The organism is Kitasatospora sp. NPDC059646, assembly GCF_042734615.1.
Classification (GTDB): Bacteria; Actinomycetota; Actinomycetes; order Streptomycetales; family Streptomycetaceae; genus Kitasatospora.
This window is the reverse complement of record NZ_JBHWDS010000005.1, coordinates 95,498-117,878: the sequence shown is the minus strand read 5'-3', so window position 1 is coordinate 117,878 and position 22,381 is coordinate 95,498. Positions and strand designations below refer to the sequence as shown.

23 protein-coding genes are annotated in these 22,381 nt (G+C 75.9%); 13 read left to right on the top strand and 10 right to left on the bottom strand.

Translation table 11 applies throughout. From position 1 onward, the window contains the following. Window positions 1–116: 116 nt before the first annotated feature. Window positions 117–314 (bottom strand): hypothetical protein, encoded by a 198-nt coding sequence (locus ACFV1L_RS05120; protein ID WP_380363000.1) that lies wholly within the window; start codon window positions 312–314, stop codon window positions 117–119. 325 nt (window positions 315–639) lie between these two features. Between ACFV1L_RS05120 and ACFV1L_RS05115 the strand changes: the two genes are divergently transcribed. Then, complete coding sequence (locus ACFV1L_RS05115) at window positions 640–867, top strand: DUF6480 family protein (protein WP_380362999.1); 228 nt, start codon at window positions 640–642, stop codon at window positions 865–867. A gap of 170 nt (window positions 868–1,037) precedes the next feature. Here the strand turns inward: ACFV1L_RS05115 and ACFV1L_RS05110 are convergent, their stop codons facing one another. Both ACFV1L_RS05110 and ACFV1L_RS05105 read right to left on the bottom strand, forming a co-directional pair. Further along, window positions 1,038–1,997: a polysaccharide pyruvyl transferase family protein gene (locus ACFV1L_RS05110; RefSeq protein ID WP_380362997.1), complete on the bottom strand. Its 960-nt coding sequence runs from the start codon at window positions 1,995–1,997 to the stop codon at window positions 1,038–1,040. Between the two features lie 201 nt (window positions 1,998–2,198). Continuing rightward, window positions 2,199–2,885 (bottom strand): LuxR C-terminal-related transcriptional regulator, encoded by a 687-nt coding sequence (locus ACFV1L_RS05105; protein ID WP_380362996.1) that lies wholly within the window; start codon window positions 2,883–2,885, stop codon window positions 2,199–2,201. Between the two features lie 431 nt (window positions 2,886–3,316). Here ACFV1L_RS05105 and ACFV1L_RS05100 point away from each other — a divergent pair, with 431 nt between their 5' ends. From ACFV1L_RS05100 to ACFV1L_RS05090, 3 genes are all read left to right on the top strand, one after another. Beyond that, on the top strand, window positions 3,317–6,232 hold the full coding sequence (locus tag ACFV1L_RS05100; protein WP_380362995.1) for a BTAD domain-containing putative transcriptional regulator: 2,916 nt from the start codon (window positions 3,317–3,319) through the stop codon (window positions 6,230–6,232). Window positions 6,233–6,847: 615 nt separating this feature from the next. Beyond that, the gene (locus tag ACFV1L_RS05095) at window positions 6,848–8,152 is read left to right on the top strand and encodes a DUF6271 family protein (RefSeq protein WP_380362993.1); all 1,305 of its coding nucleotides are present in this window, start codon (window positions 6,848–6,850) and stop codon (window positions 8,150–8,152) included. Continuing rightward, window positions 8,149–8,646, top strand: coding sequence for a GNAT family N-acetyltransferase (locus ACFV1L_RS05090; protein WP_380362991.1), 498 nt, complete (start codon window positions 8,149–8,151; stop codon window positions 8,644–8,646). The genes ACFV1L_RS05095 and ACFV1L_RS05090 overlap by 4 nt, the downstream gene beginning before the upstream one ends. A gap of 68 nt (window positions 8,647–8,714) precedes the next feature. Here the strand turns inward: ACFV1L_RS05090 and ACFV1L_RS05085 are convergent, their stop codons facing one another. Genes ACFV1L_RS05085 through ACFV1L_RS05070 form a run of 4 tightly spaced genes read right to left on the bottom strand, consistent with a single transcriptional unit; the run spans window position 8,715 to window position 11,496 of the window. Continuing rightward, window positions 8,715–9,401, bottom strand: coding sequence for a 4'-phosphopantetheinyl transferase family protein (locus ACFV1L_RS05085; RefSeq protein WP_380362989.1), 687 nt, complete (start codon window positions 9,399–9,401; stop codon window positions 8,715–8,717). Further along, window positions 9,398–10,207: a hypothetical protein gene (locus ACFV1L_RS05080; protein ID WP_380362988.1), complete on the bottom strand. Its 810-nt coding sequence runs from the start codon at window positions 10,205–10,207 to the stop codon at window positions 9,398–9,400. The genes ACFV1L_RS05085 and ACFV1L_RS05080 overlap by 4 nt, the downstream gene beginning before the upstream one ends. A gap of 3 nt (window positions 10,208–10,210) precedes the next feature. Further along, complete coding sequence (locus ACFV1L_RS05075) at window positions 10,211–10,525, bottom strand: acyl carrier protein (RefSeq protein ID WP_380362986.1); 315 nt, start codon at window positions 10,523–10,525, stop codon at window positions 10,211–10,213. 38 nt (window positions 10,526–10,563) lie between these two features. Then, a complete protein-coding gene (locus ACFV1L_RS05070) occupies window positions 10,564–11,496 on the bottom strand; it encodes a 3-oxoacyl-[acyl-carrier-protein] synthase III C-terminal domain-containing protein (protein WP_380362984.1) in 933 nt (310 codons plus the stop codon). A gap of 99 nt (window positions 11,497–11,595) precedes the next feature. On the opposite strand from ACFV1L_RS05070, the gene ACFV1L_RS05065 reads away from it, so the two are divergent. The 4 genes from ACFV1L_RS05065 to ACFV1L_RS05050 all read left to right on the top strand — a co-directional run bounded on the left by ACFV1L_RS05065 (window position 11,596) and on the right by ACFV1L_RS05050 (window position 14,897). Beyond that, window positions 11,596–11,913 (top strand): hypothetical protein, encoded by a 318-nt coding sequence (locus ACFV1L_RS05065; protein ID WP_380362982.1) that lies wholly within the window; start codon window positions 11,596–11,598, stop codon window positions 11,911–11,913. Continuing rightward, the gene (locus tag ACFV1L_RS05060; RefSeq protein WP_380362980.1) at window positions 11,910–13,067 is read left to right on the top strand and encodes a glycosyltransferase; all 1,158 of its coding nucleotides are present in this window, start codon (window positions 11,910–11,912) and stop codon (window positions 13,065–13,067) included. The genes ACFV1L_RS05065 and ACFV1L_RS05060 overlap by 4 nt, the downstream gene beginning before the upstream one ends. An 87-nt stretch (window positions 13,068–13,154) precedes the next feature. Further along, window positions 13,155–14,108: an ATP-binding cassette domain-containing protein gene (locus ACFV1L_RS05055; protein WP_380362978.1), complete on the top strand. Its 954-nt coding sequence runs from the start codon at window positions 13,155–13,157 to the stop codon at window positions 14,106–14,108. A gap of 24 nt (window positions 14,109–14,132) precedes the next feature. Further along, window positions 14,133–14,897 (top strand): ABC transporter permease, encoded by a 765-nt coding sequence (locus ACFV1L_RS05050; protein ID WP_380362976.1) that lies wholly within the window; start codon window positions 14,133–14,135, stop codon window positions 14,895–14,897. A gap of 47 nt (window positions 14,898–14,944) precedes the next feature. On the opposite strand, the gene ACFV1L_RS05045 is transcribed toward ACFV1L_RS05050, so the two are convergent. The 3 genes from ACFV1L_RS05045 to ACFV1L_RS05035 form a co-directional block, all read right to left on the bottom strand. Beyond that, window positions 14,945–16,258, bottom strand: a complete 1,314-nt coding sequence (locus ACFV1L_RS05045) for a PLP-dependent aminotransferase family protein (RefSeq protein ID WP_380362974.1) — start codon at window positions 16,256–16,258, stop codon at window positions 14,945–14,947. Next, window positions 16,255–17,187 carry an alpha/beta hydrolase gene (locus ACFV1L_RS05040; protein WP_380362972.1) on the bottom strand — a complete coding sequence of 311 codons (933 nt, stop codon included), beginning with the start codon at window positions 17,185–17,187 and terminating at the stop codon, window positions 16,255–16,257. The genes ACFV1L_RS05045 and ACFV1L_RS05040 overlap by 4 nt, the downstream gene beginning before the upstream one ends. A gap of 199 nt (window positions 17,188–17,386) precedes the next feature. Beyond that, the gene (locus ACFV1L_RS05035; protein WP_380362970.1) at window positions 17,387–18,481 is read right to left on the bottom strand and encodes an alpha-hydroxy acid oxidase; all 1,095 of its coding nucleotides are present in this window, start codon (window positions 18,479–18,481) and stop codon (window positions 17,387–17,389) included. A gap of 176 nt (window positions 18,482–18,657) precedes the next feature. Between ACFV1L_RS05035 and ACFV1L_RS05030 the strand changes: the two genes are divergently transcribed. The 5 genes from ACFV1L_RS05030 to ACFV1L_RS05010 are packed head-to-tail and all read left to right on the top strand — an operon-like array spanning window position 18,658 to window position 22,333. Further along, a complete protein-coding gene (locus ACFV1L_RS05030) occupies window positions 18,658–20,127 on the top strand; it encodes a class I adenylate-forming enzyme family protein (RefSeq protein ID WP_380363139.1) in 1,470 nt (489 codons plus the stop codon). Window positions 20,128–20,179: 52 nt separating this feature from the next. Then, window positions 20,180–20,467: an acyl carrier protein gene (locus tag ACFV1L_RS05025; RefSeq protein WP_380362969.1), complete on the top strand. Its 288-nt coding sequence runs from the start codon at window positions 20,180–20,182 to the stop codon at window positions 20,465–20,467. Further along, window positions 20,464–20,724 (top strand): acyl carrier protein, encoded by a 261-nt coding sequence (locus ACFV1L_RS05020; RefSeq protein WP_380362967.1) that lies wholly within the window; start codon window positions 20,464–20,466, stop codon window positions 20,722–20,724. Before ACFV1L_RS05025 ends, ACFV1L_RS05020 begins: the two co-directional genes overlap by 4 nt. Continuing rightward, window positions 20,721–21,827 (top strand): beta-ketoacyl synthase N-terminal-like domain-containing protein, encoded by a 1,107-nt coding sequence (locus ACFV1L_RS05015; RefSeq protein ID WP_380362965.1) that lies wholly within the window; start codon window positions 20,721–20,723, stop codon window positions 21,825–21,827. The genes ACFV1L_RS05020 and ACFV1L_RS05015 overlap by 4 nt, the downstream gene beginning before the upstream one ends. After that, on the top strand, window positions 21,824–22,333 hold the full coding sequence (locus tag ACFV1L_RS05010; RefSeq protein WP_380362963.1) for a beta-ketoacyl synthase N-terminal-like domain-containing protein: 510 nt from the start codon (window positions 21,824–21,826) through the stop codon (window positions 22,331–22,333). The genes ACFV1L_RS05015 and ACFV1L_RS05010 overlap by 4 nt, the downstream gene beginning before the upstream one ends. The last annotated feature ends 48 nt before the right edge of the window (window positions 22,334–22,381 follow it).

The window sequence follows — 22,381 nt, the reverse complement described above, 5'->3', positions numbered from 1 at the left end:
GAGGACCGGTCTCGCCGTCAACCACTCTGCGCCGAGGTTGAGTTGGCCGGGCGGCGAGACTGGACCCGCGGCCGGGCGGCGGCTCCGCGGACCTGTTCGGCGCAGGGCTCAGGTGGTCAGTCGGGCGGCTCCTCCTCGCCGTCGCCCTCGCCCTCGGCCTTGGCGGTCCGTGCGGCCGAGCGGTTCTGGTCGGAGGCGGGGCCTTCGGTCGGGTCGCGGCCCTCCTCGGCGGCGACCTCGGCGATGTCGGGTGCCCGGGCTCCGTCCGGGGGCGGCAGGTCGGGTGTCCTGGGCGTCCGATCGGGGTCGGTCATGGCGGTCTCCTTCCGGTCCCCGTGTCCGCCGGTTCGTCCGGCTCCCTCGCGGATACCTCGCGGGGCGCGGGCCACGCCCGACCGGCCCGCATGCGCCGCCGTTCGCCAGGACCGCGGCGCGGGTGCGCCCGGCCGGCCGCGCCCGGCCCTTCGGACCGCACCGGCCCGGACCACGGCGTGGTACCCCGGGGTTCCCGTTTCACCGGCCGATGCGTCGGGCAGGCGCGGCACGGGTCGAGGCCCACCGGACGGTCGTCGCCGCGTGAACCGGGCCCGGCCGGGTCCCCGCTCCGGGGTCCGGTGCTCACGATCTGAGGAGTGCGTCATGACCACACCCGATCCGGATCCGGAAGTCACGCCAGGCCTGGACCGGGGCGGCAACCCACTGCCCGGTGACACCCCGCCGGCCGAGGGCGGTACGTCGGGGATCTCCCACCCGGAGCCGCCCGAACTCGGGCGCGCCACCAGCACCTGGCCGGTCGTCCCGATCGTGCTGATCGCCCTGCTGATCGCCACGATGATGATCGCGATGCTGGTCACGCTGAACATGTGACGCCTGCCCGCACGCTTCCGCCGGACGGGCGGCGGCGACGGCGAGCCACGAGCCGTGCGGCGCCGCCGCTGCGCGGGGCCCCGCCGGGTGGCCGGGCCGCGTCGGGCGCGGTCCGCGGCTGCCGGGCCCGCAGCGCTCCTGCCGCGCGCGGCCGGCCGGTCCCCGCCCGGTCAGTGCGGCGGCAGCAGCTCGGCCAGCAGCCCGCTGAGCAGTGTGCTCCCGCCGCGGGCCCGCGCCGCCGCACGGTCCGCCGACTGCAGGGCCTGTGCTCCCAGGCACCACTGCCACCACCGGTCGAGTTGCGCCGGGGTGGCCGAACTGGGCAGTACGGCGGGCCAGTCCAGCGCCCGGGCCTGGGCCGTCACCTTCGCGCCGCCGCGGACGGGGTCGACCGCCAGCGCGGGGACACCCGCCGCCAGGCCGAGCACCAGGCCGTGCAGGCGGGTCGTCAGGACGACGTCGAGTCGGCTCAGCTGGGAGTGCAGTTGGGCCGGGGTGGCCGGCAGGCGCCAGTCCTCGCTCGACAGCCGGGTGTCCAGCTCGATCCGGGCGGCGTCCAGCTCGCGGAGCCAGCTGCCCAGGGTGACGGCCAGCTCCTCGTGCCGCCGAGCCGGCCCGTACTCCCCCTGCCCCGCGTTGAGCAGGACGCCGACCACCGGCACCGGCCGCTGACGGCCGGCGAACCACGACAGGTCGGGGACCGGCGGACCGGCCCCGTCCCGGGCGAGGACCTGGTGGAAGCCGGCGACCGCCGGGTCCTCGCCGTCCGGTACCGACACCCCGACGGCGATCCGGCGGCAGTGGCCGAACCGCCGGTGGATCTCGGCGACCGGTGCGGGCGTCCCGGGGGCGGGCGGGCGCGAGTGCAGCGGACCGCAGACGAACACCAGGTGGCTGTAGCGCTCCGGTGCGACCGAGTCGAGCGTGGGCCCGCCGGGGCGGAAACGGGGCGACCAGGCGATGTCGTGCGGTGTGCCCCGTTCCGCCAGGGCCCGGGCGACCGCCTCCACCGCCAGCACGTCGCCTGCCGTGGCCTCGCCGTGCAGGAAGCTGAACCAGCCGGTCAGCAGGACCCGCCGCACGGGCAGCGCCCGTCCGTCGGGGCCCGGCGGGTGACATCGCGGGTCCATCGGCCGGTTCCCCTTCAGTACGGCAGCGGGCGGCCCGAGGGAGTGCGCGGATCGGGTGGCGGCGCGGGGACCTCGGTCGGTCGGACGGCGGCCGTCCCGGTCGCGTCCTCGGCCACGGCGGACTCCCGGCCGGACGTCTGCCCGACCCGGGCCGGATCCACACGCCCCCCGCGCACCGCAACCGAGCCGCCCGGCTCCGGCCTAGATGTAGCCCTCGCGCAGGGCGTAGGCCACCGCGTGGGCGCGGTTGCGGAGCTGGAAGCGGGTGGTGACGGTGTGGATGATGTTCTTGATCGTCCGCTCCGAGTAGAGCAGCTTGACGGCGATCTCCCCGGTGTCCATGCCGTCGGCGACCAGGCGCAGCACGTCCACCTCGCGCGGCAGCAGGCCGAAGCCGGTGGGGCCGTTGTCGTGCGCCTGGCCGTCGCCGCCGCGCCGGCGGCCCATGCAGCCGATGAGTTTGCCCAGCAGGTCGGGCGGGAGGTCGCCGTGGCCCCGATCGGCGGTGAGGACGGCCTGGCGCAGGCGTTCCCTGGTCACCTCGCGGCGCCACAGGATGGTGGTCACCCCGAGCGAGACGACGTTGAGCAGTTCCGGTTCCTGGATCCGGTCCACGACCAGCACCACGCGGGTGCGTTCGGTCCGGACGAGCCGGGACAGGCCGGCCAGGGCCGCCTCGTCGAAGACGTCGGAGACCAGCAGGGCCACGCCCGTCCCGCCCGGGTGGTTGTCGTCCACCAGCGACACCTCCGGGCACTGCCGGAGGAAGCTGACGACCCCGGCCCGGGAGAGCGGGTCCGGGGCGTGGACGGCCACCGGGATCGTCCGGGTGGTCTGCGTCGGGATCGGGCGGGTCGTCGTACGGACGTCGTCGGCGTACTGGAGCACGGCGCTGGATTCCTTTCGTTGTGCTCGGCGGTGCGCCCACCGCCCCCCACAGGCGGCGGCGCACCGTCAGAACCGGTCGGCCGGCGCCGTCCGCACGCGACGCCGTCCCTCCTCCCGCGGCCCGGCCGGCACCGCGGGAGTCCCCGTGTCCGCCGGCGGTTCCGCGGACTCGGGCCACGCTAACCGCCGCCGGTCAATAAAAGATTGACGGATGCGCATCTGCGCCGGCGGTTCCCGTTCCGCGGGAGAAGTTTCGGCAATTTCGGCCCCGCCGGGAGGACGGTCCGCCGCGCGGCCGTTTCCGCGCGCGGCCGCCGGCCCGGCGGATTCGAATGCGCGGGCCCGGGCGACCGGCAAGTCCCGCCCGCGGCGGCGGAATTGCACCCGCCCCGGCCCCGCGGTCCGCCGGGCCCAACCGCTACCTTCTGACAATGACGGAAATCGGAGAGCCCCACGGCACCTCGGCCCCGGTGCCGGACGGCGGGGAGCGGCTGCGCCTGTGCCTGCTCGGGCCGGTGCAGGCCTGGCGCGGGGAGCGCGAGTTGGAGCTCGGCCCGCCGCAGCAGCGGGCGCTGCTGACCGCGCTGGCACTGCGGGCCCGCCGGATCGTGTCCGTCGACGAGCTGCTCGACGCGCTGTGGGAGGAGCCGCCGGCCCGCGCCGCCGCCGTCGTGCGCACGTACGTGTCGCGGCTGCGGCGGGTGCTGGAGCCGGACCGGGTGCACCCGGCGGTGCTGGTGTCCTCGGGCAGCGGCTACGTGCTGCGGCTGCCGGCCGACTGCACGGACGCCGAGGTGTTCGAGAACCGGGTCGCGGCGGCGGGCCGGGCCCGCGCGCTGGGCGACACGGCCGGGGCGCTCGGGCTGCTGCGGGAGGCGTGCGGGCTGTGGCACGGCGAGCCGCTGGCCGGGCTGCCCGGGCCGTTCGCCCAGGCGCACCGGGCCCGGCTGGCCGAGCGCCGGCTGAACGCCGTCCAGGCTTGGCTGGAGACCGAGTTGGCGGCCGGGCGGCACGCGGACGTGATCGGCGAGCTGACCGTGTGGGTCAGCCAGTACCCGCTGCTGGAGCCGATGCGGGAGCTGCTGATGCTGGCGCTGTACCGCAGCGGGCGGCAGGCCGAGGCGCTGGGCGTGTACGCGGACGCCCGCCGCACGCTGCTGGAGCAGCTGGGGGTCGATCCGGGGCCCCGGCTGCGCGAGCTGCACCTGGGCGTCCTGTCGGGCGATCCGAAGCTGGCGGCGCCCGCCGCGGTGCCGGCACCGGTGTTCGAACCGGGCGGCGGGCCGGCCTCCGAGCCCGCCGGTTCCCCGGCCGCACCGTCCGCGCCGGCCCAGCTGCCCGCCGACGTCTCCGACTGGACCGGCCGGGACGAGCTGTGCGCGGCGCTCTGCGCGGACCTGGCGCCCGGCGGTCCGACGATGCCGGTGGTGGGGATCTCCGGCCTGGGCGGGGTCGGCAAGTCGACGCTGGCGGTGCACGTCGCGCACGCCGTGGGCGGGCAGTACCCGGACGGCCAGCTGTACGTGAACCTGCAGGGGGCGGGGGCGTTCCCGGCCGATCCGGGCGAGGTGCTGGCCGGTTTACTGGGCGCGCTGGGCGTGGCCGACGCGGCGATCCCGCAGGGGACGGCGGAGCGGGCCGCGATGTTCCGGTCCCGGGTGGCGGGCCTGCGCGTGCTGCTCGTGCTGGACGACGCCCGCGACACCCAGCAGGTCGGGCCGCTGCTGCCCGGCAGCCGCTCCTGCGCGGTGCTGGTGACCAGCCGGGCCTGGCTGTCGGGAGTGCCGATGACCCGTCAGGTCGGCCTGGAGCCGCTGACGCCGGAGGAGTCGGTGCGGCTGCTCACGGCGATCGCCGGGGAGCCGCGGGTGACGGCCGAGCCGGCGGCGGCCCGGCGGCTGGCGGCGGCCTGCGGGTTCCTGCCGCTGGCGGTGCGGACGGCGGCGTCCCGGCTGGCGGCCCGCCCCGCCTGGCAGTTGTCGCACATGGCGGACCGGCTGGCGTCGGAGCGGCGGCGGCTGGCCGAGCTGGAGGCCGGGGAGTTGGCGGTCGCGGCGTCGTTCCGGCTCAGCTACGACCAGCTCGACGCGGAGACCGCCCGCGCGTTCCGGCTGCTGTCGCTGGCGGACGGCCCGGGGGTGTCCTCGGCGGCGGCCGCCGTGCTGCTGGGCCTGCCGGAGCCGGAGGCGGAGCGGCTGGCCGAGTCGCTGACCGACCTGGGGCTGCTGTCCTGCCCGTACCCCGGCCGCTACCAGTACCACGACCTGCTGCGGCTGTTCGCCCGCGAGCTGGTCCGGGAGGTGGACGGGGACGCCGCCGGGCGGGCCGCCGTGGAGCGGCTGCTGCGGCACTACCTGGTGACGGTGGCGGGCCTGTACCGGGTGGTCCGGCCCGGCTACCCGTTCCCGGACCTGGTGGCGGCGGAGCCCGCCGGGCCGGCGTTCGACGGGCCGGCCGAGGGGCTGAGCTGGGCCCGGCAGGAGATCGCCGCGGTGCTGGCGGTCGCCGAGCAGGCCACCCGTGACCCGGACGGCCCGCTGGCGGTGGTCGCGGACCTAACGCTGGTGCTGATCCAGCTGATCGACCTGGGCATGGCCGTGCCCGAGCTGTGCGAGCTGGCCGGACGGGTCGCGGAGGCCACCGCGGCGGCGGGCCTGCCGGAGAGCGAGGCGCGGGCCCGGTACACGCTGATGTGGGCGCAGCGGGAGTTCCAGCGCACCCGGCAGTCCCGGGCCGAGGCGCTCCGGGTGGTGACGCTGGCCCGGCGGACCGATCAGGCGGCGCTGCTGCCGGGCGCGCTGGTCGTGCTGGCGCTGACCGGCCTCCCGCACTGCACGGACGAGGAGGTGGCGGCCTGGTGCGACGAGGCGATCGCGCTGAGCGCCGAGCTGGGCAGCCCGTCGGCGCACGCCTTCGTCGAGGGGATGGCGGCGCTGGCCGACCTCGCCGTGGGCCGGCCGGAGTCGGCGCGGTTGCGGGCCGAGCGCAGTCTGGTGGCGTTCCGGGAGCTCGGTGACTTCGTCGGCCAGGTGCACATGCTGTTCGCCCGGGCGACGGCGCTGCACGGGCTGGGCCGGCCGGAGGCGGCGTGCGAGGACTACCGGGAGTGCCTGGGGGCGCTGCGCGCGCTCGGCGCCTGGGACCGGATGCCGGGGGTGCTGGTGGGCCTGGCCGAGTCCTGCCGGGCCGCCGGGCTGCCGGACCGGGCACTGGAGGCGGCCGAGCAGGCGCTGGCGATCGCCCGGAAGGTCGGCCTGGAGCACCGGCGGGCGAACGCGCTGGACGCCATCGGGCGGGCGCTGCTGGACCTCGGCGAGCACGACCGCGGCCGGGCCTGCCTGGCCTAGGCCCTCCCCGCCGCCTGCCCCGCACCCCCCGGCGCGGCTCCGAATTCGACGGCCTTCGCCGTCTCCGGAACATCTCCCCCGCATCTCCGTGATCTTCCCGAGATATTCGCCGCAGGGTGCGCAACGATCATCACGGATCAATATCGGCGCGGACGGCCGGACGGCGAATAGGCGTTCCGGAGTTCTGTCGGCGGGGCGGGCGGGGTTCCCCGGACTTTCGGGTACGGAAGTCGGCCGGCAGCAGCCGTCGGCGATTCCCGGCCGGATTCCGCGGGACCGTTCTCCGTTCACCCGGCGGCCCCCGGAGCGCACGCGAACCATTCCGTTCCGGGCCCCGTCCGAGGGGCCGCCCCGGCCGGGCCGGGGGCAGGGCCGCCTGCCCCATCGGGCAGTGTCGGCGGGCGGCGCGGGCGGCCCGGCGGCAGAGCGTTGACACCCCGCTCCGGTCCACGCCACTGTGGGGCGAGCCAGGTCATCCACGGTGCCGCCGCGGCCTTCCGCACCCGCCGGCGAGCCCGTCCGGGACGGCACGACGGGCCGGCCGGGGCTCCGGCTCCCCGCCCGATCGGCCGCCGCCGCACCGCATCTGACGATCAGACGGAGATTCCCACCACCATGCAACGAGTCTGCCTCGCCCTGCCCACCATGCGGGCCTGCCCCGGCACCATCGCGGATCTCGCCGAGGAGGCGGCGTACGCCGTCGAGACCTTCGGGGTCGAGGTCCACCTCCTCGTCCTGGACACCACCGGGGACGCCGAGTTCGCGAAGAACGCGGACGCCGTGGCCGCGCTGGCCCCCGCCCCCGGCGTGTTCGTCCACCACCTCGGCAACGAGGCGCAGCGCGCGTTCTTCCTCGACGTGGCACGGCGCTCCGGCGGCGCCGACCCCGACCTGCTGCTCGACCTGATGCTGCCCCGGGACGTCGCGTACGGCTCCTGCGTCAACCGGATCTTCCTCGGTGCCGCCGCCCTCGGCTGCACCTCGGCGCACCTGCGCAACGACGACTTCGACTACCGGGTCGTCGACGGCGCGAAGATGTTCCCGATCCACCACGAGCTGCGGTCCCTCGGCAAGCCGGCCGGTGAGGCGGTGGCCGGGGTGACCCGCTCCGAGCTCGACCCGGCGGACGCGGACCGGCCGGTGATGCTGGTCAGCGCCTCCTTCATGGGCGAACTCAACGTGGACATCGGCGAGATCAACGAGCTGGACCCGGAGGTCTACCGGGACCTGGTGCGCCTGTGGACGCCGCGGGTGTGGACCCGGGAGGAGCAGGACGCCATGGTGGACATCTCCTTCAAGGGCGCCGAACCGGAGACCTTCGACCCCGACGACTCGGTGCTCGGCGTGCCGGACATCTGGGACGTCTACATGTGCAACGTCGCCCTGGACCACCGCGGTTACGAGGTGCTGCCGCTGGTGCCCTCGCTGCGCACCATCGGCGCCGACTACGCCCTGCTGCACGCCCTGGTGCACGCGCAGCTGCCCGCCGTCGTCCACAAGCGGCACATCGTCAACTACTACACGCCCGAACGCCGGATCGGCGCCGGGTTCGTCTCGTACCAGCTGCGCTTCGTGAAGATGCTGCTCTCGATGCTGTACCTGTACCCGGTGTACGGCCAGATGATCGACCTCGGCCGCGAACTCCTCGACGAGCGCCACGAGTTGAAGGTCGAGCCGATCCTCCGCCTGGTCCGCGGCACCATCGGCCTGGACCGGGACGTCAACGAGCGGTGCCTGGACGAGGTGGACCGCCTGTACCGCAAGCTGGGCGGCAAGTACGCCGAGCTGGCGGACGTGGTGGCCGGGCAGCGGCAGCAGCTCCTGGACGAGGCCCGGGAGGACGCCGAGCGCTGGGCCGTGCTGATCGAGGCGTGGGCGCCGATGGTGGCCGCCGCCCGCGAGCGGGGACTCGCCGGGTGACCGGGGAGTTCCTGATCCGGCAACTGGCCGACGGGGACTGGGACGCCGTGGTCGCGCTGGAACACGACGCCTACGCCGCCGACGGCCTCTCCGAGGGCCGGGAGGCGCTGCAGTCCCGGGTCCGCAGCTCGCCGGAGACCTGCTGGGTGCTGGAGCAGCACGGCGCGGTCCGCGGCTACCTGCTGAGCCTGCCGTACCCGCCGCTGCGCTGCCCGGACCTCGCCGCGCCGGAGGACGGGGCGTTCGCGTCGGACAACCTGCACGTCCACGACTTGGTGCTGGCCGAGGAGCTGCGCGGCCGGGAGCTCGCCGCGAAGCTCATGGAGCACGCCCAGGAGCAGGCGGTGGAGCGCGGCTTCGCGCAGGTGTCGATGGTCGCGGTGCGCGGCAGCGACATCCTGCTGCGCTTCTACGGCTACCGCGCGCACCGGGAGGTGGCGCTGCCCGCGTCCTACGGGCGGCGCGCGGTCTACATGTCGCGGCCGGTGGGCTGAGACGCGCCGCGAGAGCCCGACCGGCGGCCGTGCCGGTCGGGCTCACCGTGCTGTCGGCGCCCGGGTGTTCAGGCCCAATGGTGCCGGCGGACGGCGAACGGCCGGTCGGTGTCGGCGGCGACCGCGGCGCGGAACGGGCCCGGGACGGGGACGTCGGCCAGCCGGAGCGGGCCGGGGCCGAGCGGCCCCGCGTCGGCCAGGCGCAGCGGGGAGGACCCGGCGAGCGGAAGGCCGAGCCCCTGGGCGAGCCGGCCGCCGTACACCTTGACGCAGGCCTCGCGGCGGCACCAGAGCCGGGTGAACCGGTCGGCGCCGTCGGCCGGGGTGGGGGCGTCGAGGACGAGGGCCGCGTCGGCGGGCGGGAAGTGCCGGCGGGCGATCCGGGCGCCGACGCCGGGCGGGCGGAGCTGTTCGACGTCCGCCCCGACCCGGCGCCCCTCCGCGAGGGCGAGCAGCGCGAGGGCGCCCGAGGCGGACCAGTTGACGTCGATCCGGCCGCTGCCCGCCGGGCTGGGCCTGCCGTGCGGGCCGCGCCGCCACACCAGTCGGGCGGGTGCGAGGTCGAGGCGTTCGGCGACCAGCAGCCGCACGACGCCCCGGACCACCGCGAACCGCTCGCCCTGCCGCGGGTCGCGGGCCCGGTCGGCCCGCTCCCGCTCCTCGGCGTCGAGCAGGCCGTACAGCCGGCGGACGACGGCCGGCGGCTGGTCGGTGGGGATGCTCCAGACGTCGATGACGTCGAGGTCGCCGGTCACGGCAGGGTGAGGGTGCTGAGCCGGCCCAACTGCCGGTCGTGGTCGGCGACCAGCAGCGGGCCGCCGGCGGAGCGGTCGGCGAGGCGGTCGGCGAGCAGGCTCCAGACGCCGGTGAACGGCTGTCCGGGGCGGGCCGCCTCCGCACCCTCGGGAAGGCCGTCGCCGGCCAGCCCGGCGGCGAGCAACAGCCGTGCGCCCGGCCCGAGTTCGCGGTGCTCGTCGAGGACGGAGCGGAGCGCCCGCAGGCCGTCCGGCCGGTCCTCCTGGCGGATCCGCATCCCGGCGGCCGGGGCCTCCTCGCAGACCAGGACGACGGCGCGGTGCCCGGTGGGCAGCTCGACGGGTTCGGCGGGCCGGTAGTGCAGCGCGCTCTGCTCGGCGAGCACGATCACGGCGCGCCGGCAGCCGCCGGTGCGGTGGTGGGCGGCGGCGATCCGCAGTGCGGCGAAGGCGGTGGCGCTGCCCTGGTCGCAGACGGCGAAGGCGGTCGGCTGCCCGGGGCAGTGCCGGCTGAGGCGGAGCGAGGAGGGCGCGGCGGGCCGGACGTCCGGGGAGGCGAAGGCGAGGATCAGCAGGTCCGCGGGTTCGCCGCCGGGCAGCGCCTGCGCGAACAGGCCGGCGGCCATCTCGCCGTAGTCGTGCCCGGCGCCCTCGGCCAGCAGGTCCTCGCGCAGCGGCAGGCCGTACGGGCGGACCAGGTCGCCGGTGAAGGTGCGCAGGTCGGGGTGGAGGGCGGCGGCGGAGCGGCCGTCGAATCCGGCGGCGACCGCCCTGGTCACGCGCAGGCCGCGGGTCTCGGCGGGCATCGGTCAGTCCTCGTCGGCGTGGTGCCCGACGACGTAGTCGGTGAGGCTGTCGACGGTGCGGACGTCGTCGATGGCGAGGTGCTCGACGTCGACCTGGATGGCGAGCTGCTCCTCGATCTCCAGGACCAGGTCGACGATGCCGGCCGAGGTGAGGCCGAAGTCGTCGAAGAAGCAGGCGTTCTCGGGGATGTCGGCGAGTTCGACGCCCAGGATGCGCGGCAGGACCTCCTCGATGCCGCGCCGGATGCGGACGCGCACCTCGGGGTCGACCGGCTCGGTGGCGGCCGGGGCAGCGGTTGGGAGGGCGGGGTCTGACATGGGTGGACCGTCCGGTGGTGGTGGGGAGGAGCGGGGATTCAGTGCCGCAGGACCATCGCGGCGAAGGTGGCGCCGACGCCGGCCGCGGCGATCAGGTAGTGGTCGCCCGGCCGGAGGGCCCCGCCGGTGGTGGCGGTGCGGAGGTTGACGAAGGCGTCCGCGGCGAAGCTGTGGCCGACCGCGGCCACGTTGTCCAGGACCACCTGTTCGACGGGGTAGTCGAGTTGGCGGCAGATCATCCGCCAGGAGGCCTGGTTGACGTTGTGCGGGAGCAGCAGGGCGATGTCGGAGAGCTCCAGGCCCGCCCGGTCGAGCGCGGCGTGCACGGTCTCGATCATGGCGGGCTGGTACTCCCGCTGGTAGCGGGTCATCAGCTCCGGGTCCTCGGCCGGGCGGCCGTAGAACTCGGGGCGCTGGCGGACCGCGTAGGAGAGCACCCGGTTCCGTTCGCCGTCGGCGCTGACCAGGCAGGCCGTCGAGGCCTCGGCGAAGATCGTGGTCTCGGGGAGGAGCTGGGCGTCCCGGGTGAAGGTCTTCTCCCCCGCCACCACCAGGGCCAGTGCCGTCGGGTCGCCGTCGTCCGCCAGCAGCCGGCCGGCCAGGTCGACGGCCAGCAGGGAGGCGGCGCAGGCCTGCTGGGTGACGGTGAAGGCGTCGGCGCGGGTGAGGCCGAAGCGTTCCCGGAGCCGGTGCAGGGGGTTGAGCGGGTAGGGCACGGCGACCGGCGTGTTGCGGGCGTGCAGCAGGTAGCGGACGCGGTGTTCGTTGCCGCGCAGTTCGGGCAGGGCCCGGACGGCGGCGTCCAGCAGGTCGAGCAGCGTCCCGTCCGGGTCCAGGCGCACCTGGTCCAGGCCGTGGAAGCGGCGGAAGAGTCGGAGTTGACGTGGGGTAAGGCCGATCCGGGCGCCCACGGTTTCGATCGGTTCGAGTCGCGGGGGGAGGTGGACGGCCACTGCCTCCAGTGCGGTCACGCCGGTTAGTATTCCCACGCTCCGCGGGTCGCACAAGCGATCACCGCCCTGGAGCCGCCTCCCTCACCCCCGTTGCCGTCGAGCCGGTGGAGCCTTCCGATGACTGATCACCAGCCTTCCTTCGCATGCCGAGAACCCGCTTCCGGCCCGGCCTCCGAGCCTCCCGCCGCCCTCGACCCGGGGTTGCTGGCCGCACTGGCCGAGGCCGCGGACGCTCTGCCCGAATGGGCAGAGTCGCTCGCCCCCGGGGACCGACTCGACGGTGATCTCGCCCTGGACGAGAGCGAGTTCGCCGTCCTGGACGCGCTGCTGCGGGAGCGCTTCGGCGCCGACCTGGCCGCGCTGCGGGCCGGCCTCGGCCTGGACGGGCTGGCCGCGCTGACCGTCGGCGACCTGGCGGAGCTGGTGCGCCGGTGAGCCGCTTCCTGATGGTGGTGCCGCCGCTGGCCGGGCACGTCAACCCGGCGGCCGGGATCGCGGACGAGCTGGTCGTGCGCGGCCACCAGGTCGCCTGGACCGGCACCGAGACGATGCTGCGGCCGCTGCTCGGCCCCGGCGCCCGGGTCTTCGGCACCGGCAACCGGATGTTCCGGGCGATGGGCGGCCACGGCCTGGCCTCGCTGCGCTCGCTGTGGGAGGGCTTCGTCGTCCCCTACGCAAGGTTCACCCTGAAGCCGCTGGACGCGGTGGTGCGGGAGTTCCGGCCGGACGCGCTGCTGGTGGACCAGCACACCCCGGCGGGCGCGCTGGTCGCGCACCGGCACGGGCTGCCGTGGGCGAGCCTGGCGCCGGGGGCGATGGAGCTGGGCCGCCCGTACCGGCACCTGCCGCGGGTCGAGGCCTGGATCGACGGCCTGCTGGCAGGCCTGTGGGAGCGGGCCGGGCTGCCCGCGGACGGGTTCAGCGATCCGCGGTTCTCCCCGCACCTCCTGCTGGCCACCACCGGCCGGGCGCTGCTCGGCGACCTGCCGTCGCCGCCCCACCATGCCCTGGTGGGGCCGGTGCTGACGGCGCGTCCGTCGGACCCCGCGTTCCCGTGGGAGCGGCTGGAGCCGGGCCGGCGCACCGTGCTGGTCACCATGGGGACCATGTCGGACGCGGTCGGCGCGGACTTCCTGCACCGCACCGTCGAGGCGCTGGCACAGCTCGGCGGGGACGTCCGGGCGGTCGTCGCCGCGCCCCGCGGGGCACTGCCCGCTGCCCTTCCGGACTCCGCCGTGGTGGTCGATCGGGCACCGATCGTGGAACTGCTGTCCGGCGGCCGGTTGGACGCGGTGCTCTGCCATGGTGGGATGAACACCGTGGTCGAGTCGCTGGCGCACGGTGTGCCCGTGCTGGCGGCGCCGATCCGCAACGACCAGCCGTTCGTGGCGCAGCGGGTCGTGGAGGCCGGGGCCGGCCTCCGGGTCCCGTTCGCCCGGGTCGGTCCGCCGGTGATCGCCGAGCGGCTGCGACGGGTGCTCGGCGAGCCCTCCCACCGGACGGCCGCCGAGTCGATCGGTCGTCAACTGCTGTCCGGCGGCGGGGCGCCGGCCGCCGCCGCCCGGTTGGAAGCGCTGGCCGCCCCCTGACCCCGCCCCCGCCCGCCGACTGCCGCCCTCCGTACGGGGGCCGGCGGTCGCGGGCCCCGCATCCCCATCCCAGCCCGGGAGTTCTGGTTGATCGAGACCAAGGGACTTCGCAAGTCCTACCCGTCCGGTAAGCACGGCCGCACCGTCGTCGACGCCGTCCGCGGCATCGATCTGGACGTCCGCGCGGGCGAGATCTACGGCTTCCTCGGCCCGAACGGCGCCGGGAAGACCACCACCCTGCGCATGCTCGCCACGCTCATCCGCCCGGACGGCGGCGAAGCCCGGATCGCCGGCGCCGACCTGCTGGCCGACCCGGCCGAGGTCCGCCGCCGGATCGGCTACGTCGCCCAGGGCGGCGGCACCGCCGACGCGGTCAGCGGCCGGGAGGAGCTGGTGATGCAGGCCCGGATGTACGGCATCCGCAAGGCCGACGCGCTGCGGCAGGCCGCGGACGCCGTCCGGGCGTTCGAGCTGACCGAGTTCGCCGACCGCCACTGCAGCACCTACTCCGGCGGCCAGCGCCGCCGGGTGGACATCGCCCTCGGGGTGATCCACGCGCCGAAGGTGCTGTTCCTCGACGAGCCGACGGTCGGCCTCGACCCGGCCAGCCGCGGCCAGGTGTGGACCGAGATCGAACGGCTGCGCGGCGAGGGCATGACGGTGGTGGTCACCACCCACTACCTGGACGAGGCCGACGCGCTCTGCGACCGGGTCGCGATCGTCGACCAGGGCGAGGTCGTCGTCGAGGGCACGCCCGAGGCGCTCAAGCGCGAGATCTCCGGCGACGTCGTCCTGCTCGGCCTCACCGCCGGCCTGGCCGGGCCCGCCGCCGACGCCCTGCGCGGGCAGCCGTACGTGCACCGGCTGGAGCCGGGCGAGGACGGCCTGCGGCTCTACCTGGACGACGGCGCGGCGGCGATCCCGCGACTGCTGAGCGTCCTGAACGGGGCGGGCATCGTCCCCGGGACGGTGCAGCTCCAGCGGCCGAGCCTGGACGACGTCTTCCTGGCCCGCACCGGCCGCTCCATCGAACAGTCCTGACGAGAGATCCCTGGGGTTCCTTCCGTGAAGCTCGCCCGCGACACCTGGCTGGTCTTCCAGCGGCAAGTGCTGCTGATGTGGCGCACACCGATCTGGATCGTCATCGGCATCACCCAGCCGGTCTTCTACCTGCTGCTGTTCGCCCCGCTGCTCAAGAAGGTGCTGGCGCCCATGGGGGCCACCAGCTACGCCGCGGCCTACCAGATCTACGTCCCCGGCCTGCTGGCGGTGCTCTGCATCTTCGGCGGCCTCTACACCGGCTTCAGCCTGCTCGGCGAACTGAAGGCCGGCATCGTCGAACGCTCCCGGGTGACCCCGGTCAGCCGGCTCGCCCTGCTGCTGGGGCGGGCGCTGCGCGAGACGCTCGGACTGCTCGTCCAGGCGGTCATCATCACGCTGTGCGCGCTCCCGTTCGGCCTGCGGGTCGATCCGGGGAGCCTGCTGCTGGCCTACCTCCTGCTCGCCCTGCTGGCGCTGATGACCTCGGCGCTCTCCTACGGCATCGCGCTGGCGCTGCCCAACGACGCCGCGATGGCGCCGGTGGTGAACACCGTCGCCCAGCCCATCGGCCTGCTCTCCGGCGTGCTGCTGCCGCTGGCGCTGGCACCGGTGTGGCTGCAGCGGGTGGCGGAGTGGAACCCCTTCTACTGGGCGGTGGAGGGCATGCGGGCCCTGTTCTCCGGGCACCCCGGCGACAGCGTGGTGTGGCAGGGGCTGCTGATCGTCGCGGTGCTGACCGTCGCGGCGGTGTCCGCCTCGGCCCGGCTGTTCTCGGCCCGGATCCGGTAGCCGCGCACAGTGGGAAGGGGAGGGGCCGCGGCCCCTCCCCTTCGTGTTCAGCCTGCGGCGGCCCGGACGAACTCGGCCAACCGGGCCACGCCGGCCTCGATCTGACGCCCGCTCAGGGCACTGATCGACAGCCGCAGCCGGCGCTCGCCGCCGCCCGCCGGGTAGAACGGGGCCATCGGCGTCCAGAGCACGCCGTGCTCGCGGGCGCAGCGCTCCATCGCCGCCTCGTCGGCGGTGAACGGCACCTGGAGCACGGCGAAGAACCCGCCCTCCGGTTCGTTCCAGGACACGCCGAGCCGGGCCCGCTCGGCCGGCGGGAAGTGCCGCTCCAACTCCCGCAGCAGCGCAGCGAGGTTGGCCGCGTAGTGGGCGCGGGCCGGGCCGTTCGCCTCGCGCAGCCGGCAGCCGTGCCGGAGCAGCATCCCGCCGATCACGGCCTGGCTGAGCGCCGGCGTGTTCACCGTCGTCATGCTCTTCAGCTTGGCCAACTCGTCGGCGAGCAGCGTGCGCCGGCCGTCCGGGGCCAGCACCTGCTGGTCGGCGACCACGTAGCCGAGCCGGGCCCCGGGGAAGCAGGTCTTGGCGAAGGAACCCAGGTAGACCACCCGGCGGCGCCGGTCCAGCGCCTTCAGGGTGGGGCGCGCACCGGGCTCGCCGGGCTCGCGGGTGAAGAAGCCGTACGGGTTGTCCTCGATCACCAGCAGCCCCTCCTCGGCCGCCGCGTCCAGCAGCCCGGCCCGCGCCCCGACCGGCATGCTGGCGCCGGACGGATTGGCGAAGTCGGGGACGACGTACAGCGCGCGCGGGCGGCGGCCGGCCGCGCGGACGGCGCGGGCCGCCTCGCGCACGGCCGCCGGGTCGGGCCCGCCGCCCGGCCCCTCCGGGACGGGCACGGTCGTCAGGTCGAGCAGCCGGGCGGCGCCGGTGACGCCGACGTAGCAGGGCGAGCTGACCAGCAGGACGTCCTCCGGCGTGGCGCACAGCGCGCGCAGCACCAGCAGCATGCCCTCCTGGGCGCCGACCGTGAGCACCAGCGACGCCGGATCGGCGTGCAGGCCCTCGTCGTTGGCCAGGGTGCGGGCGACCAGGTCGGCGATGATGCCCTTGGTGGGGCCGTACTGGAACAGCGCGGTGCGCACCGCCCCGCTGCCGAGACCGCGTTCGGCGAGGTGCGCGAGGTACGCGTCCAGGTAGGTGTGGACGTCCTCGGGCTCGAAGAAGCCCTCGTGCGGGCGGCCCGGAGCGAAGGAGAGCGCGTCCGGGTAGCGCTCGGTGACCTCGTTGAGGAAGGTCATCGCGTCCAGCAGCGGATCGGCCAGGCTGGCGTGCAGGTCGCCCAGCGGCAGCGTCACGGCGCTCATCGCAGGGCCTCGCGCAGCCGCTCGGCGGCGAACCGCTGGGCCTCCCGGCCGTCGTCCAGGACGCCGGCCATCGCGAAGAAGCCGTGCGGCATGCCGTCGTAGCGGCGCAGTTCGACCGGCACCCCGGCGGAGCGCAGCGCGTGCGCGTACGCCTCGCCCTCGTCGCGCAGCGGATCGTACTCGGCGGTGATCACGGTCGCGGGCGGCAGTCCGGCCAGCGAGGAGGCGCGCAGCGGCGAGGCCAGCGGGTTCGCCCCGTCCGCCGGATCGGCCAGGTAGTGGCCCCAGTACCAGGCCACCGAGCGGCGGTTGAACAGCAGCGGGTCGTCGTGCTCGCGGGCGGACGGGGTGTCCGCGCCGTGGTCGGTGTTCGGGTACACCAGCACCTGGTGCCTGATCGCCGGACCGCCGCGCTCGCGGGCGGCCAGGGTCAGCGCGGCCGCCAGGTTGCCGCCCGCACTGTCGCCCGCCACGGCCAACCGGTCCGGGTCCGCGCCGAGTTCGGGGGCGTGCGCGGCGATCCACTCGGCGGCGGCGACCACGTCGTGCACGGCGGCCGGGAACGGGTGCTCGGGCGCGAGCCGGTAGCCGACCGAGACCGTGACGCAGCCGACGGCGTTGGTGAGCCGGCGGCAGATCGCGTCGCCGGTGTCCAACGAGCCGAGGGTCCAGCCACCGCCGAACAGGTAGAGCAGGACGGGAAGCCGATCGCCGCTCTCGGGGCGGTACACCCGCAGCGGCAGCGGGCCGCCGGGGCCGTCGACGGTCAACTCCTCGACCGAGCTGACCGGTTCGGGGTTCCCGGCGGCGGCCCGGAGGTCGGCGAGATCCGCGGCGCGAGCCTCTCCGAGCGTACGGGTGTACAGCGGTGGCGTGCCGGCCGCAGCGCGCTGCGCGCGCACGGCCTCGGCCTGGGGGTGCAGTGGCATGGGACTTCCTGGGATCGGTGCGGATGGGATGCGAGAACGGGGAGGGCGCCACCAGGGGCGCGGGGAACTGCGCGAAGCGGAGGGCGCCCCGCAGCAGGATCGCGGCGCAGGGCAGTGACCTGCACGTGATCGCGACCTCGCGGACGGGGTGGCGCCGGTCGCGCAGCTCCCCGCGCCCCTGTTTCGCGCTCGCCGGCGATCAGTAGCCGCCAGGGCCTTCCGGAACGACCACGCCGCGGTCGAGATCGGCCAGCCGCGGACGGCCCAACAGTGCCATCGCGTCGTCGAGTTCGGCCTTCAGCAGGTCGAGAACCTGCGCGGCGCCCCGCTCGCCGTCGACCGCCAGCCCCCACAGGAGGGGGCGGCCGATCAGGACGGCGCGCGCGCCGAGGGCGACCGCGAGGGCAACATCCGTGCCCGTGCGGACACCGCCGTCCAGGAGGACGGGCAGGTTCGGGCCTGCGGCGGCGGCCACTTCGGGCAGGGCGGCGAGGGACGGGAGGGCACCGTCGAGCTGGCGGCCGCCGTGGTTGGAGACCAGGACGGCGTCGACGCCGTGTTCGGCGGCGAGTCGGGCGTCCTCGGCGGTGAGGATGCCCTTGAGGACGATCGGCAGGCGGGTGCGTTCGCGCAGCCAGCCGAGGTCGGCCCAGGTCAGGGTGGGGTCGAACTGTTCCTTGGCGTGGTCGGCGATGCCCGAACTGCCGTGGCCGGCGCGGTGGCTGGCCGCCATCACGGCCTGGTCGACGTTGACGGCGCGGACGTGCGCGGGGATCGCGAAGCCGTTGCGGGCGTCGCGCAGCCGGCGGCCGATCCGGGGGGCGTCGACGGTCAGCACGAGGGCGCGGTACCCGGCGGCTTCGGCGCGTTCGACCAGGGCGGCGAGTGCGTCGCGGCGGCGCAGCCAGTACAGCTGGAGCCAGAGCGGGCCGGTGGCGGCGTCGGCGATGGACTCCAGGGTGCGGCTGGCGAAGATCCCGGCGACCATGAGCGCGCCCGCGCGGCCCGCGGCGCGGGCGGTGGCGACCTCGCCCTCGGGGTGGAACAGCTGGTGGTAGGCCATCGGGGCGATGCCGATCGGGGTCTGCAGGCGGCTGCCGAGCAGGGTGAGGCGCTGGTCGGTGGCCGAGACGTCGACCAGGGTGCGGGGGCGCAGCCGGCACTGTTCGAACCGGGCCCGGTTGGCGGCGAGGGTGCGTTCGGCGCCGCTGCCGCCCTGTACGAAGTCCCAGATCTCGGCGGGGAGTCGGTCGCGGGCCGCGCGTTCGAAGTCCGCGAGTTCCAGTGCTTGCACGGGTCTGCCTTTCCGGGCAGGCCTCGGTCGGGCCCGCTCCGGCCCGGCAGCGTAGGAGGCCGCACCCCCAATGGTCTAGACCTTGCTTCGGCTCGAACGCCTGTGTCATCGTCGGGAAGCCGAACCGACCCCGCTCGTCGCGACCGGCGTCCTTCCAACCTCCCCTTCGTGGAGTGGTGTTGACCGGAACCTCTTCTCCCCTGCCCCAGCCGCACGACTGGGTGGACCGCCACCTCCTGGCCGGCCCCGCCGACCAGGAGTGCCTGCGCTTCGGCTCCCCCGTCGACCGGGCCGCGCTGCGCGCCCTGGTCGCCGAGCAGGCCGACCGGCTGACCGCCGCCGGCCTGCGCCGCGGCGGCACGGCCGCGCTGCGGCTGGCGCCCTCGCTCGGCTGGACCGCCGCGCTGCTCGCCTGCTGGCGGCTGGGCGCCCAGGCCGTCCTGCTGGACCACCGGCTCACCGACCACGAGGTCGCGCGCGCCGTCGAACGGCTGGCGCCCCAGGTGCTGGTCGAGTCGGCGCACGGCCCGGCGGCGGCCATGCGCGGCTTCGCCGTGACCGACCCGGTGCCGGTGGCGCTGCCGGGCGGCCGCCCGGCCGCGACCGGCCACGCCCTGGTGCAGCTCAGCTCCGGCTCGACCGGACCGGCCAAGGTGATCGCCCGCACCGCCGCCGACCTGCTGCGCGAACTCGACTGCTACGCACGGCTGGCGGAGTTCCCGAAGGCCGGCGAGCGGGTGGTGCTGCTGTCCTCGGTGGTGCACGTCCTCGGCCTGGTCGGCGGGCTGCTCAACAGCCTGCACGCCCGGGTGCCGCTGACCGTCCCGGAGCGGACGACCACGGCGGGCATCCTGGCCGCGATCGCCTCGGACGACCGGCCCACCACCGTGATCGGCGTCCCGTTCCACGCCGAACTGCTGGCCGGCGCGGCCGATCCGCCGCCGCTGCCGCAGCTGCGCCGGATGATCGTCGCCGGTGAGCTGGTCCGCCCGGGCCTGCCCGCCGCCTTCACCGACCGGTACGGCGTGCCGCTGGGCACCATGTACGGGATGACCGAGCTCGGCGTCATCGCCACCGACCTCGACGGCACCCTGCACCCCGAGGCCGTGCCCGTCCACGGCATGGACGTGCGCGAGGACGGCGGCGAACTGCACATCGCCATGGCCACCTCCCCGTACCCCGGCCTCACCGACCCCGCCCGCTGGTCGGACGGCCGGCTGCACACCCGCGACGCCGGCCGGGTCGATCCGGCGACCGGCCGCGTCACCGTGCTCGGCCGGCGCGACTCGCAGGTCTCGATCGGCGGCCTCAAGGTCGACCTGAACGAGGTGGAGCACACCCTGGCCGCCCTGCCGGAGGTCCGCGAGGCCGTGGTGGTCCTCGCGGACGGCGCCATCGAGGCCTATCTGGCCACCGGGACGGACGGGACCGACGGGGTCGCCGACCGGGCCGACGCCGTCCGGGCGGCGCTGACCCGTGAACTGGCCGCCTTCAAGCGGCCCCGGCAGCTCACCTTCCTCCCGGCGCTGCCCCGCACCGCCACCGGCAAGCTCGTCCGCGACGCCGCCGCGCTGCGCGCCGCCGCACCCCGACCGGCCGCCGCACCCCGACCGGCCGCCGCACCCCGACCGGCCGCCGCCCCCTGACCGACCGCCGATCCACCGCACCGCAACCCCGACCCAGCACGAGGAGCACACCATGCAGGAGCGCATCCACGAGTTCGTCGTCGCGGCACTCGCCGGGATGAACTACGACGTCGACGGGATCACCGGCGACACCGACCTCGGCCCGGCCGGCCTGGACCTGGAGTCGCTGGCGCTCGCCGAGCTCTCGGTCCAGGTCGAGGACGAGTTCGGGGTCAAGTTCGAGGTGGAGGAGATGGAGACCACCGCGCTGATGACCCTCGACGAGTTCACCGCCGACGTGGCCCGCCGGATCGCCGCCGGCGCGGGAACCGCCGCCGCCACCGCCGGAACCGCCGCGTGAGCACGCCCGTGCTGCCGGGCCGGGCCGAGGTGGTGGCGATGCTCGCCGCGTTCGGGCAGCGGGCCGCGGAGCGCGTGCCCGAGACCCTCGGCTCGCTCGAACTCACCTGGCTGACCGCCGAGTTCGAGCAGCGCTACGGCATCGAACTGGACCTCTCGGACGAGCAGTTCGCCGCCGTCCGGACGGTGGACGACGCCGTCGCGGTGCTGCGCGAGGCCGTGCTCGCCGCCTCCCCCGGCGGGGTCGCCCGGTCATGAGCAGCAGCGCACCGCCGGCCGGACGGCCGGTGCTCACTGGCCTCGGGGTGCTCAGCGCCTTCGGCGCGGGCCTCGCCCCGCTGGCCGCCGCGACCGCCACCGGCGACGCCGGGTTCGCCGAGGTGACCCGCTTCGACGTCTCCCGGCGCGGCACCCGGCGGGCGGCCCTGCTGGCCGATCCGCCGCCGCTCGCCGCCGCGGTGCTCGGCGCCGTCGCCGACGCCTGCGCGCAGTCCGAACTCCCGTCCGGGGCACCGCTGTTGCTCGCGCTGCACAGCGACCTGCGGACCCGCGCGGTGGCCGCGGAGGTGTCGAAGGGCGCCGCCGCCCTCGGCGCGGCCGGGGTGGCCCGGGTCTACACCGGCGCCTGCGTCGCCGCCGCCACCGCGCTGGCCGACGCCGCCGTCATGGTGGGCTCCGGCCGGCACCCCCGGGTGCTGGTCGCGGCCGGGCACCTGGTGGAGCCGGGCGTCTTCGCCGCGTTCGACGCGGGCCGGGCGCTGGCCCGCGACGGCGAGCTGCGGCCGTTCAGCACCGGGCGCAGCGGCACCCTGCTCGGGGACGCCGCGGTGGCCGTGGCGGTCGAGGCGGCGGACGCCGCGGCCGCGCGCGGCGCCCGTCCGCTGGCCCGGCTGGCCGGGTGGGGCCGCTCCGGCGACGCGCACCACGTGTGCCGGCCGCGGCCGGACGGCGCGGGCGTGGCCCGGGCGGCCCGGTCCGCGCTGGCCCGGGCGGGGGTCGCCCCGTTCGAGGTGGGCTACGTCAACGCCAACGGCACCGGTTCGCCGATGTCCGACCTGGCGGAGGCGCGGGCGCTGCGCGAGGTGTTCGGCGACGCGTCGGCCGGGCTGCCGGTCAGCTCCAGCAAGTCCGTCCACGGGCACGCCCTGGAGGCCTCCGCCCTGCTCGAACTCGCCGTCACCATCGGCGCGTTGGACAGCGGACGGCTGCCGGTCAACGCCGGCTTCCTGGGCCCGGACCCGGAGATCGGGCTGAACCTCGTGCCGGCCGGGCCGCGCGCGGACGTCCGCCCCCGCTACGCGCTGAGCCTCAACTCGGCGTTCGGCGGCGCCAACACCGCACTCCTGGTGGCCGCCGCGTGAGCCGCCTGCGCGTCCTCGCCACGGCGAGCCGGCCCCCCGGCGAGCCGCCGCCCCCGCTGCCCGGCTTCCCCGCGTCGGAATTCAACCCGCTGGTCGCGGCCGTCGCCGAGCGCTGCCTGGCGGCGCACTACGGCGAGCCCGGGGAGCCGCGCCGCACCGGCCTGCTGCTGGCCAGCGCCGGGGGCGACCGCGCCACCGCGCTGGCCATCGACACCGGCGCGGAGCGGCGCCGGATGCCGCCGCTGCTGTTCTTCCAGTCCAACCCGAACGCCGTCCTCGGGCACGTCGCCGCCCGCTGGGGCCTGACCGGCCCGGTCGTCGCGATCAGCCCCGCGGAGGCCGCCGCACCCGGTGAAGTCCCCCCGGACGCACTGGAGTCGGCCGCCCTCCTGCTGGCGGACGGCGACGCCGACCAGGTCCTGGTCATCGCCGCCGAGCCCGCCGAGCAGAGCGGGTCCGACGCCGAGGAGGGCGGCCACGCCACCGCCGTCCTGGTGACCGCCTGAGCGCGCGCACCCGCTTTCCGTCACCCCGTCCGTACGCGTCCCCGGACG